Here is a 12295-nt window from a genome sequence, read left to right on the forward strand (position 1 = left end):
GAGCCATTCACGACAGAAGCGGCGCGCTGCCATCCCGTCTGAACGCTCTCGGTACCGCACATTGTTCTGCATCGCGGGCGACGGATCAGAAAAGACTGCCCAGATGAGCCAGCAGACCGCTCTCGCTGACGAAGCTCAGGTCGTACATCGCGCTCAGGCCCCTGGCGTGCTCGTCGGAGAGACCGGCGACGCACAGGACGACGTTCCGACCGCTGAGACCGAGGCGCTTGCGCAGGGCAACGTACTTGTCTATGTCGGAACGGAACTCACCGCTCTTGCATTCGATGACGATGGGCAGCTGACCGTCGATCAGCAGGAAGACGTCGAGCTCGTAACGATCATCGTTACTCAGCGTGAGCCCCAGCTTGCGGGCACAGGAGAAGCGCTTGTTCCGTTCCCTGGCATACTCCAGGCAGGTCATCAGTGCGAACCACTCCAGCCATTCGCCGTTGAAGAAGTGGCGGACCGCCGCTGCGGTTTGCAGGGCGAGAAGCAGGTTGTTCTTCTGGCGGTTCGGGATTGCCTTGGCAACAAAGGAAAAATCGTAGAGTTGCTGGCAGAAGGAGCTGATGGTGCGTACATCCTCGGGCGATTTGCCGTCGAATCCGATGACGGTGCTCGAATAGCCTTTCTGCTGGGCCCAGCGAATACGATCGAGCACTTCCTTCAACACCGGCAGATTGCGCCCGATGCTGACGGCCACCTCGTCGAAGAAGCCCGTCGTGTCGACAGCGTCCGTCTCCACCTGGACGCCGATCTGTTTTCTGTCGAACCACTCGGCAATCGGTTGGTGCTGTCGTTCGCTGGTCAGGTGCTTGGTGTTCGATAGATCGACTGCGTCGGGCGGGGCGGGGGCTGGGGTGGCCGGACTGACAGCCGGGTTCGCGCTGACCGTCGCCTTCAGGCGAACGATCTCGCGCTGGGCATCGAAGTACTTTTCGAGCACCCGGCCTACAAAAAAGAGGGTCGGGTAGACCGCTGTGGGGTTGGCGCAGCGTGGACAGGCAAGCGTGGCGCCAATCAGCTCGTCCGCCTGCTCCTGGAGGTGTGTGCATTTGTTGCAGCGAAGGATTGCCATGGCCGAAAATACGCTCCAAAGGCGCATCGTTTGGTTGGCAACGATGCACTGTGGGTTGCAGATGGGCTTGTTCAGCGATTTGCCTCACGCTGGCGCGCAGGTCGACCAATGGCGAAACGTCTGAGTGTCGGGCGTGCTGCTTCGCCGGGTAACCGTCCCGGACGCGTCACCTGGGCGGGCTGCGTGCCTTGACGCCCATCATCTCGCCCATGCGGACCACCCGGGCGGGCACCCAGGCGGGGTTGAAGTCGACAGTGTCACGCGGGAAGAGCATGACTACGGTCGAACCGAGCAGGAAGCGGCCCATTTCCTCGCCCTTCTTCAGGACGATCTGCTGATCGTCGTAGCGCCATTCGCGCAGTGCGCTGCTGCGTGGCGGGTTGACCGTGCCGTGCCAGACGGTCGCCATGCTGCCGACGATGGTGGCGCCGACCAGGGTGAGGACAAAGTGGCCGAAACCCGTCTCGAAGACGCAGACGATGCGCTCGTTGCGCGCGAAGAGGCCCGGAACGCCGCGCGCAGTTGCCGGATTCACCGAAAACAGCGCGCCGGGAACGTGGATCATGCGCGTCAGCCGGCCGTCCACCGGCATGTGGATGCGGTGATAGTCACGCGGGCTGAGGTAGAGGGTGGCGAAAGCGCCGTCGTCGAAGCAGGCGGCGAGGTGGCGGTCGCCACCGACCAGTGCCGTGGTCGAGTAGTGGTGACCCTTGGCCTGGAAGATCTGGTCGCGTTCGATGACGCCGAACCGGCTGATCGCACCGTCCACCGGGCAGATGAAGTCGGCCTCGGCCAGCGGCCGTGCCTCGGGACGCAGGGGGCGGGTGAAGAACTCGTTGAAGCTGCGGTAGCTGACCGGGTCGGAATCGACCGCCTCGCTCAGGTCCACAGCGTAGTGCTGGACGAACCAGCGGATCACGCGGGTCGTCAGGCTGCCGGCCTCGCTCCCGGCAAGTTTCCCGGCAACGATGGTAAGTGCTTGTTTGGGAAGAAGGTACTGGGTGTAGACGGCGAGACGGTCGGACACGATGGAGCCTGCTGGAGTGAAGGCAGGATTATACGGCCTGGGCCGGCTCCCCGGCGATGCCTGCGGAATCTTTCCCGTCTGGCGGTGGGCCGGCAGCGACCGGGAGGTCTCCGGCGGCGATTTGCACGAGACGACCGGACGCCACTGCGGGAAGCCACCCGCAGTGGCGCCTCAGCGCAGCGAGGCGTTGATCTTTTCGAGTGCTGCCGAGCCGGGACAGAGTTCGGCCGCGCCGAGTGTGTTCAGCGCTTGTTCGACAGTGCCGATCTGTTCGTGCAGGTCGCCGGCGTCGGCGTCCACGTAGAGCAGGCCGGTCACCAGTTCGCCGCGAGCGGCGTGTTCCTGGACGTAGCTCATCGCCCGGATACGGTCGGTTGGATCGTAGTCGGTATGCAGCTTGCGCAGGTTGACCACGGAACCGTCGTGCTGGCGTATCTGGACCAGTTCGCCGGCACCATACTCGGCGGTGATCTCCTCGCGCTGCGGAAAGAAGTCGAGGCGGTTGACCGCTTCGTTGTGTTCGCGCACGTAGTCGTAGCTCTTGGTGCTGCCGGCGTGGTTGTTGAAGGCGATGCACGGGGAAAGGATGTCGATCACCGCTGCCCCCTGGTGTGCCAGCGCGGCACGGATCAACGGAACGAGTTGCGCCTTGTCGCCGGAGAAGCCGCGCGCGACATAGGTGGCGCCCATGAACAGTGCCAGGGTCACCAGATCGATCGGTGCGTCGCTGTTGGTCTGGCCCTTCTTGGAGCGCGAACCCTTGTCGGCGGTGGCCGAGAACTGGCCCTTGGTCAATCCGTAAACACCGTTGTTTTCGACCAGATAGGTCATGTTGACGCCACGCCGCATGAGATGGGCAAACTGGCCGAGGCCGATCGACGCCGAATCGCCATCCCCCGAGACACCGAGGTAGATCAGCTCGCGGTTGGCCAGGTAGGCGCCGGTGAGTACCGACGGCATGCGGCCATGCACGGTGTTGAAGCCGTGCGAGTTGCCGAGGAAGTAGTCCGGCGTCTTCGACGAGCAGCCGATCCCCGACAGCTTGGCGACGCGGTGCGGCTCGATGTCGAGTTCCCAACAGGCCTGGATGATCGCCGCCGAGATCGAATCGTGACCGCAGCCGGCGCAGAGGGTCGAAATCTTGCCTTCGTAGTCGCGCCGGGTGTAGCCGACGCGGTTCTTGGCCAACGAGGGGTGGTGCAGTTTGGGCTTGGCGAGGTAGGTCATGTCAGGCCACCATGTTTTCGCGGAGAGGGCGCACGTTGAGCTTGGAAACACGCTCGGCGATCTCCTGGGTGATGAAGCGCGCGGTGATCGGCGTGCCGTCGTAGTGCAGGATCGGAACCAGGCTCGCCGGGTTGACGCCGGCCTCGTTGACCAGCAGCGTGGTCAGTTGCGCGTCGAAATTCTGTTCGAGCACGAAGACCTTGGCGTGTGAGGCGATGAAGTCGGCGATCTCGTTCTGGAAGGGGAAGGCGCGCAGGCGCAGGGCGTTGATGTAGATTCCCTGTTCGGCCAGAGCGTCGAGAGCCTCGTGCATCGCCGGGCTGGTCGAGCCGTAGAAGAGCGCGGCGAAGCGTGCCGGGAATCTGGCCGCCGAGAGTACCGGCAGCGGGACCAGTGACTTGGCGGTTTCGAACTTCTGGCGCAGGCGCTGCATGTTGTAGACGTAGTCGGCGCCGGCTTCGGAGTAGGTGGCGTAGGCGTTCTTGGTCGAGCCGCGGGTGAAATAGCCGCCGCGGGTCGGGTGTGTGCCCGGGTAGGTGCGGTAGGGGATGCCGTCACCGTCGACGTCGAGGTAGCGGCCGAAGTCGGCACCGGCGTCGAGCTCTTCGCGGCTCATCACCTTGCCGCGGTCGTACTCGCGGCGGTCGTCCCAGGTGAAGGGACGCGACAGGCGCTGATTCATGCCGATATCGAGGTCGGTCATGACGAATACCGGTGTCTGCAGCCGCTCGGCGAGGTCCAGCGCCTGCGCCGACATCTCGAAGCACTCGTAGGGATCCTCGGGAAAGAGCAACACGTGTTTGGTATCGCCGTGCGACGCATAGGCACAGGCCAGCACGTCGGCCTGCTGCGTGCGCGTCGGCATGCCGGTGGACGGCCCGCCGCGCTGCACGTTGATGATCACTGCCGGGATTTCGGCAAAATAGGCAAGACCGATGAATTCGGTCATCAGCGAGACACCGGGACCGGAGGTGGCGGTGAAGGAACGCGCCCCGTTCCAGCCGGCACCGATGACCATGCCGATCGATGCCAGTTCGTCTTCGGCCTGAATGATCGCGTAGCGATGCTGGCCACTGGTCGGATCGACGCGCAGCTTCTGCGTGTAGCGCTGAAAAGCCTCGGCGACCGACGACGAGGGGGTGATCGGATACCAGGCACAGACCGTTGCGCCGCCATAGACGCAACCGAGAGCCGCGGCGCTGTTGCCGTCAACGAAGATGCGGTCGCCGACGCAGTCCCGCCGTTCGACCTTGAGCGCGATCGGCTTGAGATTCTGGCGGGCGTACTGGCGGCCGAGATCGAGCGCCCGGACATTGGATTCGAGGAGCTTTTCCTTGCCCTTGTACTGCTCGCCAAACAGCTTCTCGATTTCGGCCGGGTCGATCTCGAGTAACTGCGTGAGTGCGCCGATGTAGATGATGTTCTTGAACAACTGGCGTTCGCGCGCGTCACTGTAGGTGTCGTTGCACAGTTCGGTCAGCGGCATGGCCAGCACGTGGATGTCGCTGCGGAACCTGGAGCGCGGTATCGGCTTGGAACTATCGTAGAACAGGTAGCCACCGGGGTCGATCTCGCGGACATCCTGGTCCCAGGTCTGCGGATTCATCGCCACCATCATGTCCACGCCACCGCGACGGCCGAGGTAGCCGTGTTCGGTGACGCGCACCTCGAACCAGGTCGGCAGACCCTGGATGTTGGAGGGAAAAATGTTGCGCGGCGACACCGGCACCCCCATGCGCAGGATGGCGCGCGCGAACAGCTCATTGGCCGAGGCCGATCCCGAGCCGTTGATGTTGGCGAACTTGACGACGAAATCATTGACCGCTTCGATCTTCTGCATTTTCGCTCCTCAGGCGGCGGCTGGCTGTGAATGCGGTGCGCTGGCGGTGCGGCAGCCAGCGCCGGCATGCGTCATTGCGAACAGGAACTTCTGCATGTCCCAGGCACCGGTCGGACAGCGTTCGGCGCACAGGCCGCAGTGCAGGCAGACATCCTCGTCCTTGACCATCAGCCGCCCGGTTTTCAGCGTGTCAGAGACGTAGAGGTCCTGGCTGAGGTTGAGCGCCGGTGCGTGCAGGCGCAGCCGCAATTCCTCCTCGTCACCGTTGTGCGTGAAGCTGATGCAGTCCATCGGGCAGATGTCCATGCAGGCGTCGCATTCGATGCACAAGCGGGTGGTGAATACCGTCTGTACGTCGCAGTTGAGACAGCGTTGCGCTTCCTTGAAGGCGAGTTGCGGGTCGAAGCCGAGTTCGACCTCGATCTTGATGTTCTTCAGTGCCGCGCCGATGTCACGCAGCGGCACGCGCAGGCGGCGGTCAACCGAGATGGCGTTGTCGTAGCGCCAGGCGTGGATGCCCATCTTCTGCGACACCAGATGGGTCGTCGGCGCCGGGCGTACGGCAATCTCCTCGCCGTTGAGCATGCGGTCGATCGAGACCGCTGCCTCGTGCCCATGAGCCACTGCCCAGATGATGTTCTTCGGTCCGAAGGCGGCATCGCCACCGAAGAAGACCTGGGGCAGCGTGGACTGCATCGTCCGCTCGTCGAGCCTGGGCAGTCCCCACTTGTCGAACTCGATGCCGATGTCGCGCTCGATCCAGGGGAAGGCGTTATCCTGGCCAACCGCCACCAGCACTTCGTCACACTCGAAATGAGGATCGGGTTCACCGGTCGGCACCAGGGTCCGGCGTCCGTTCTCGTCGTACACCGAACGCACCTTCTGGAAGGTGACGCCGGTCAGCCGCCCGCCATTGTGGGTAAAGGCCTTGGGTACCAGGTTGTTGAGGATCGGGATGCCTTCGTGCATGGCGTCCTCCTTCTCCCAGGGACTGGCCTTCATCTGCTCGAAACCGGAGCGTACGATGACCTTGACGTCCTCGCCGCCGAGCCGGCGTGCCGAGCGGCAGCAGTCCATCGCGGTATTGCCGCCACCGAGCACGATCACCCGTTTGCTTATCGAAGTGACGTGACCGAAAGCGACGTTGGCCAGCCAGTCGATGCCGAGGTGGATCTGCTTGGCCGCCGTCTTGCGCCCGGGAACATCCAGGTCCTGACCGCGCGGGGCGCCGGAACCGACGAACACGGCATCGTAGCCTTCGGCAAGCAGTTCCTTCAGCGAGCTGACGTATTGCCCGCTACGGAATTCGACACCGAGATCGAGCACGTAGCCGGTCTCTTCGTCGATGACTTCCTCCGGCAGGCGGAATTTCGGAATTTGCGTACGCATCATGCCGCCGGCAAGCCGGTCGCCGTCGTACACCACGACCTCGTAGCCGAGCGGCGCCAGGTCGCGCGCCACGGTCAGCGAGGCCGGACCGGCACCGATGCAGGCAACCCGGCGACCGTTCTTCTGCGCTGCCGGTTGCGGCAGCAGCCCGCGGATATCCTCCTTGTAATCGGCCGCCACCCGCTTGAGACGGCAGATTGCCACCGGCTCCTTGCGCCCTCGGCCGTCGGCCGTTTCGTCCTCGACCCGGCTGCGCCGGCACGCCGGCTCGCAGGGTCGGTCGCAGGTGCGCCCGAGAATTCCGGGAAAGACGTTGGATACCCAGTTGACCAGGTAGGCCTCGTCGTAGCGGCCGGCGGCAATCAGTCGGATGTACTCGGGAACGGGCGTATGGGCCGGGCAGGCCCACTGGCAATCGACCACTTTGTGGAAGTAGTCGGGTGCGCCGATATCGGTAGGCTTCAAGACGAAGAGCTCCTTTCATCGCAGGGCGTCGGGGTCACGGTCGACGACCCCGAGACTGCCATACTAGCGCGCTGCTGCGGCGCTGAAAAGGTTTGTCTTGCATGGAACGGGAGGTCGGGGCAGAGTGACTCCCGGAAAGTTTCCAAAGCCTTTGGCCAGGATGCCTGGTTTGCCATCTCGGATGACCAGTTTCATGGCAATGTCTTCGGCCCGGCTGCGCCTCGGCGGCGGACCGACTCAGTCCTCCGACCCGGCGAGCAAGCCTTGATAGACGCCCAGGTCGCGCACCGAAAAGCAGCAGAAGGTCACTTCCCGTAGCGTTCCGCCGTGCTGCAGTGCCGCGCGTACGGCTGAAACGGCGACTCGGGCGGCTTCGTCTATCGGATAGCCATAGATGCCGGTGCTGATGCTCGGAATGGCCAGGGTGAGTACGCCATGCGCCGCGGCAATCTCGAGCGAGCGCCGGTAGCACGAGGCGAGCAGCTCCGCTTCGCCCTGCCCGCCGCCGTGCCACACCGGCCCCACCGTATGGATGATGTACTTGGCCGGCAGCCGATAGCCGTGGGTCAGCCTGGCGTCACCCGTCGGACAACCGCCAAGACGACGGCATTCGTGCAGCAAGTCGGGACCGGCGGCGCGGTGGATCGCTCCGTCGACCCCGCCGCCGCCAAGCAGCGACGAGTTGGCGGCGTTCACGATGGCGTCCACTGCCAGCGTGGTGATATCGGCCTGCAGCGCAGCAAGCATGGCCGGCATGGCGTGGAGCCCGGGTTCCCGTCCGCTCAGCGCACGCTCATCTGCCGCGGTGCCCGCTCATGGCATGGCACGGATGTCGAAGCTCGCCGGGAAATGGGATTCCTCGACCTGACGCGCGACGGCCTGCCCGACCTCCACCAGTTTCGGCATGTTCTGCGGCTTGTCCATCTCGCGCAGCGATCTGGCGTCGCCATCGCTGTAGCCTGGCCGGACGTTCGCCCGCAGCCAGTCGCCATCGAGATGGGCGTTGTAACGCAGGTAGGTGAGCAGCGGCGGCCCGCCGCCGAGCAGATCGGTGGCCAGATCGCCCACCTCGCGGTCGATGATGCGCGCCGTGGGGCTGACCGACATCCATTGCAGCAGTTGTTCGTTGAGCGCCAGCACGTCGTCCATCAGCGAGGCCAGTCCGATCAGCGCCGCGGCCGCCGCCGGCCGGTTATCCTCAGCCGTCATCCCGGTTTCATTGATGCCGGTGCCGCACGATACCAGCAACAGCTTGTCGGCCCCCGACGGCCACTGCAGGGCATAGCCCCGCAGCCACGCCAGCATCAGCAACTGGAGCGACGGATTGTTGTGCGGACTTACCCCGCCGTCGACGAAGAGACCGGTCTGTTCCTTGCCGCCCGCATCGCGACCGACGGCAAACAGTTCGGGATCGAAGTAATGCGGCGCGGCCGTACTCGCGCGCACGATCTGCCACAGGGAAAACTCGCTGTTGGCCAGCGCCTTGCCGCCCGGCCGGGGGGTAAAGTAGCGCCCGCGCGGATTGTTGTGCAGGACCCAGGGGCTGCCCGTATCGAAACGCTTGAGCATGATCGCGAGGCCGGTGTGAATGCGCTCTGCGTCACCCAGCCTGATATCGCTGAACTGCCGCTGCAACGCCGTTTCAAGGGGCTTCTTGGAGAACTTGGCGCGCAGCAGACCCCAGCGCAGGATATCCGGTTCGAAGATGGCATTGCCCAGCTCCTCGTAGAGGCCCTCGAGTTGATCTGCCGACATCCCGGTCGCCAGTCCGGCGGCGAGGATGGCCCCGGTAGAGGTGCCACCGATCAGGTCGAAATAATCGCACAGGCGAAAGTCCGGATCGCCCCCCACGCGGTTGCGCAACATGGTTTCCATCCGCTTGAGGATCTGGACCGTCATGATTCCCCGCATGCCGCCGCCATCGAGGGCGAGGATTCGCTTGGCCCCGGGGCCAAACAGGTGCTCGTCACGCGTGCGTCGTTTCATGTTCGTGCTCCTCACTCGAGTTGTTGTCCGGAATCGGAATTTTTCCATCAAAGAAAGAGGGGAATCACCCAGGCGCGTCCCGGCTCGAGGTCCTCCTGGGGCAGGCGGGCGGGATCGGCCGATGCGGTTATTGCACCAGGCAAAGTATCATCGTCGGGAGAAGCCCAGTCAAGCTCGCATGGTATCCCGCATGGTACGGCTCCCGAACCCTTGCCGCATCGACCGGTCTGACGCTACTCTGCCAGAGGCGCCTCACCCCGCCTCAAACCATGTCAAATCGTTTCCGGGAGTATCGATCATGTTCCGTCGTCTGTTCCACGCCCTGCTGGCTCTTCTTTTCTCGCTCCCTTTGTGCGCCGAAGTCGTCAATATCGACAACGCCGAGTTGGCGCACCTGGTCGCCGCCGGTGTGCCGGTGGTCGACATCCGTACCGAAGGCGAATGGAAGGAGACCGGTGTCGTGCCGGGCAGCAAGCTGCTGACTTTCTACGACGAGCGCGGCCGCTCTGATCCGCCCGCCTGGTTGCAGAAGGTGCAGGCGATAGCCCGGCCGGATCAGCCGGTGATTGTCATCTGCCGCAGCGGAAACCGCACCAGGGATGCGAGCCGGTTCCTCGCGCAGCAGGCCGGTTACACCAAAGTGTACAACGTCAGGGACGGTATTCGTTCCTGGGCGAAGGACGGTCGCCCGCTGGTACCAATGGAAACTGCTGCCGTGGGCTGCCCGGCCGGCGGCCACTGCTGATCGACCGCCTGGCCTTGCCTGGCTGTCCCTGAGCCGCCGGGGGCAGCCCGCTTCTTTGGAGAAGGCGGACGAGCCGCGCGGCAGAGGCTGTTTGCGGGATGGTCGTGATGACCTGCTTGCCGCGTCGACCCGTACCCCAAGGGTCTTCTGCCATCACTGCCGCTTGCCATGAGGTCAACCGGATCGATCGCCCTCGATGCTTCCGCCGCCTGCCGATAGCGGCACACGACCTTGCGACAGACCGGCTGGCGCTGCTCGGTCGTCGCCCAGAGAGACCCGATCGTTGCCCTGAAGCATCGCCAGACAGTCCGCAGCGACGACATAGGAGCGCCGAGCGTCGATGACCGAAGCTCCGGACCACCGTGTCGGAGTTCCGAGGAGCCGTTTCGTCCTTGGCAGTGATGATGGCCGACGAAGTGGTAGTCCCGAGGCTCGTGCGGTGAAGCCGTAGTCCCGAACGACGAGATTGACGCGCCCGCTCCCGGGATCAGTGCCGGTCCGCTACGGCGGCTGGCTCGGGTTGCCGCATTGCCTGCGGCTTTCTGACCGGAGCCTCAAGCTTCTTTGTGCTGCCGTCATCGAAGCGGAGGGTCAGCGCCACGCGTTCGCTTTCCTGGAGCGGTTGCTTGAGACCGATCAGCATGACATGGTAACCGCCGGGTTTGAGCTCCGCCCGACCCCCGGCCTTGAGCTCGATGTCGGCGACCTGTCGCATGCGCATGACACCCTGGTCGTGCAGGTGAGTGTGCAGTTCCACCGTTCCGGCGACCGGGGATTCGGCGCTCACCAGCTTGCGGTCGCTGTTGCTGTGGTTGGTGATGGTCATGAAAGCGACCGTATTTGTGCTGCCCGGCGGCACCAGGCGGACGTAGGGGTCGGCGATGGTCAGGTCGGTTTCGGCTGCCCCGGTGCACAAGGGCAGCACTAGGCAGGCGGCAAGGGTGAGGACGGCTGGCGGCGCGGACATGTCTGAAATCTCTCCTGTGGGTGGGTAGGTGGCCGACGGGTGGTCGACCGTGTACTGGCCGTGCGGTTCTATCCTGGTCCCCACAGCGGGGAAAAGCGGGTGCCAGAAAGCAAGCGGGTAGATGAGGGTGGCGCTCAGCCCGATGATCAATGTCAGGAGCAGATTTCCGGTCGTCATCGCGGCTTCTCTGCGGTCACTGGCCGGTGACGAAACGGAAGGGCAGGGCGACCACGGCCTTGCCGGTATCGACCAGGACGGTTGCCTCCCACTCCATGCTGCCGGTGATGCACACCGGCAGGCTGGCCACACCGACGAAGCGTTCGCTGCCGCCGCTCCGACGTTCGAGTCGCGGCCGGTTGTAGCCCATTTTCATCGTGCTGCCGGCCAGATCGACCTCCACCTTGCGCACTTCGGTGCCGTTGAAGGAGGCCTCCAGTTGCAGCGGTCGGAGCGGCGGGATCGGTCGTGGTTCGATGGAGAATTCGATCTGGCCACCGTCGGGCAGCGTCGCCACGCAGGCCTGCTGGTTCAGGTCGCAGTTTGACAGCGGCAGCGCGATGTCGGGTTTGGGGTTGAGCAGCGGCGCCAGTTTGTAGCCGACAACGGCGACGATGGCCAGGGCAAGCAGGATGGCGGCGTCGAGCAGCAGGTTCTTGGTCATCAGCGGAAAGGGAATGGAGACGTGGGCGGCCAGCGTACGGAGCGAGCATTATGGCTAGCCGGCGGCCGGTACGGGGGGATTCGGAATGCCTGCCGCGCTGCGCTGCGCTGCAGCAGCTTGGTGAAAATTTAATACAGCTCAAATTATCGGGCTGCGCATGTGCCCACAATGTGCGACATATTGCCGCAGCGGCGTCCCGTTGCGCGGCAATCGAGGTGGAAAGGTGGAACCCCATTTGATCAAAGGGAGAGTGAATATGAAATTCCGCACGAAGCAAGTCCTGCCGATGCTGCTTGCAGCAGGGCTGGGCTGCACAGCGGTCGGCAGCATCCTGGCCGCCGAATCGCTGCAGGATGTGATGAAACGCCGGAGCCTTTCGCAGCAGGACATCCTGGCCGCGGCCAAGACCTACGTACCCACCGGCAAGCGTGACGAGTTCGTCGCTTTCTCGTCGGGTGGCCAGTCGGGCCAGGTCATCGTGTATGGCATCCCGTCGATGCGCATCCTCAAGTACATCGGGGTGTTCACTCCCGAACCCTGGCAAGGCTACGGTTTCGACGAGAGCTCGAAGACCGTTCTGGCGCAGGGCCGGATCGATGGCAAGGACATTACCTGGGGCGACACCCACCACCCGGCGATTTCGGAGACCCAGGGCAAGTACGACGGCCAGTTCCTGTTCATCAACGACAAAGCCAACCCGCGCCTGGCGGTGATCGACCTGCGTGACTTCGAGACCAAGCAGATCGTGGTCAACCCGATCTACAAGTCCGAGCACGGCGGCGCTTTCGTCACCCCCAATACCGAGTATGTGATCGAGGCCGCACAGTACGCCGCGCCGCTCGAGAACAAGAAGTTCTACCCGCTCGAAGAGTTCAACGAGAAGTATCGCGGTGGCGTCACCTACTGGAAG

Annotated in this window: 10 protein-coding genes and 1 pseudogene; 2 read left to right on the plus strand and 9 right to left on the minus strand. The window is 64.0% G+C overall.

Features of this window, described 5'->3' with window-relative positions:
- Positions 1 to 85 precede the first annotated feature (85 nt).
- The 7 genes from JNK99_RS04130 to JNK99_RS04160 all read right to left on the minus strand — a co-directional run bounded on the left by JNK99_RS04130 (position 86) and on the right by JNK99_RS04160 (position 9012).
- Complete coding sequence (locus tag JNK99_RS04130) at positions 86 to 1078, minus strand: hypothetical protein (RefSeq protein WP_291849031.1); 993 nt, start codon at positions 1076 to 1078, stop codon at positions 86 to 88.
- 166 nt (positions 1079 to 1244) lie between these two features.
- Positions 1245 to 2105, minus strand: coding sequence for an archaetidylserine decarboxylase (gene asd, locus JNK99_RS04135; protein ID WP_291849034.1), 861 nt, complete (start codon positions 2103 to 2105; stop codon positions 1245 to 1247).
- Between the two features lie 171 nt (positions 2106 to 2276).
- Positions 2277 to 3332, minus strand: coding sequence for a 2-oxoacid:ferredoxin oxidoreductase subunit beta (locus JNK99_RS04140; protein ID WP_291849036.1), 1056 nt, complete (start codon positions 3330 to 3332; stop codon positions 2277 to 2279).
- 1 nt (position 3333) lies between these two features.
- Positions 3334 to 5172 carry a 2-oxoacid:acceptor oxidoreductase subunit alpha gene (locus JNK99_RS04145; protein WP_291849038.1) on the minus strand — a complete coding sequence of 613 codons (1839 nt, stop codon included), beginning with the start codon at positions 5170 to 5172 and terminating at the stop codon, positions 3334 to 3336.
- A gap of 9 nt (positions 5173 to 5181) precedes the next feature.
- The gene (locus JNK99_RS04150) at positions 5182 to 7026 is read right to left on the minus strand and encodes an FAD-dependent oxidoreductase (RefSeq protein ID WP_291849041.1); all 1845 of its coding nucleotides are present in this window, start codon (positions 7024 to 7026) and stop codon (positions 5182 to 5184) included.
- Between the two features lie 237 nt (positions 7027 to 7263).
- The gene (locus JNK99_RS04155) at positions 7264 to 7782 is read right to left on the minus strand and encodes an O-acetyl-ADP-ribose deacetylase (RefSeq protein ID WP_291849045.1); all 519 of its coding nucleotides are present in this window, start codon (positions 7780 to 7782) and stop codon (positions 7264 to 7266) included.
- A gap of 57 nt (positions 7783 to 7839) precedes the next feature.
- Positions 7840 to 9012 (minus strand): patatin-like phospholipase family protein, encoded by a 1173-nt coding sequence (locus JNK99_RS04160; protein WP_291849048.1) that lies wholly within the window; start codon positions 9010 to 9012, stop codon positions 7840 to 7842.
- 298 nt (positions 9013 to 9310) lie between these two features.
- Between JNK99_RS04160 and JNK99_RS04165 the strand changes: the two genes are divergently transcribed.
- A complete protein-coding gene (locus JNK99_RS04165; protein WP_291849050.1) occupies positions 9311 to 9757 on the plus strand; it encodes a rhodanese-like domain-containing protein in 447 nt (148 codons plus the stop codon).
- Between the two features lie 487 nt (positions 9758 to 10244).
- Here the strand turns inward: JNK99_RS04165 and JNK99_RS04170 are convergent, their stop codons facing one another.
- A complete protein-coding gene (locus tag JNK99_RS04170; RefSeq protein WP_291849053.1) occupies positions 10245 to 10901 on the minus strand; it encodes a copper chaperone PCu(A)C in 657 nt (218 codons plus the stop codon).
- A 16-nt stretch (positions 10902 to 10917) separates the two neighbouring features.
- Positions 10918 to 11385, minus strand: coding sequence for a hypothetical protein (locus JNK99_RS04175; protein WP_291849055.1), 468 nt, complete (start codon positions 11383 to 11385; stop codon positions 10918 to 10920).
- Between the two features lie 256 nt (positions 11386 to 11641).
- Here JNK99_RS04175 and JNK99_RS04180 point away from each other — a divergent pair.
- Positions 11642 to 12295 (plus strand): annotated as a pseudogene (locus JNK99_RS04180) (cytochrome C); the annotation flags it as partial.

The organism is Accumulibacter sp., assembly GCF_016789985.1.
Lineage (GTDB): Bacteria > Pseudomonadota > Gammaproteobacteria > Burkholderiales > Rhodocyclaceae > Accumulibacter.

What these genes read in the sequence shown, in the direction of transcription:
- JNK99_RS04130 (WP_291849031.1), bottom strand. Translation starts at nt 1,078, where the DNA reads ATGGCAATCCTTCGCTGCAACAAATGCACACACCTCCAGGAGCAGGCG.
- JNK99_RS04140 (WP_291849036.1), bottom strand. Translation starts at nt 3,332, where the DNA reads ATGACCTACCTCGCCAAGCCCAAACTGCACCACCCCTCGTTGGCCAAG.
- JNK99_RS04145 (WP_291849038.1), bottom strand. Translation starts at nt 5,172, where the DNA reads ATGCAGAAGATCGAAGCGGTCAATGATTTCGTCGTCAAGTTCGCCAAC.
- JNK99_RS04155 (WP_291849045.1), bottom strand. Translation starts at nt 7,782, where the DNA reads ATGCCGGCCATGCTTGCTGCGCTGCAGGCCGATATCACCACGCTGGCA.
- JNK99_RS04160 (WP_291849048.1), bottom strand. Translation starts at nt 9,012, where the DNA reads ATGAAACGACGCACGCGTGACGAGCACCTGTTTGGCCCCGGGGCCAAG.
- JNK99_RS04165 (WP_291849050.1), top strand. Translation starts at nt 9,311, where the DNA reads ATGTTCCGTCGTCTGTTCCACGCCCTGCTGGCTCTTCTTTTCTCGCTC.
- JNK99_RS04170 (WP_291849053.1), bottom strand. Translation starts at nt 10,901, where the DNA reads ATGACGACCGGAAATCTGCTCCTGACATTGATCATCGGGCTGAGCGCC.
- JNK99_RS04175 (WP_291849055.1), bottom strand. Translation starts at nt 11,385, where the DNA reads ATGACCAAGAACCTGCTGCTCGACGCCGCCATCCTGCTTGCCCTGGCC.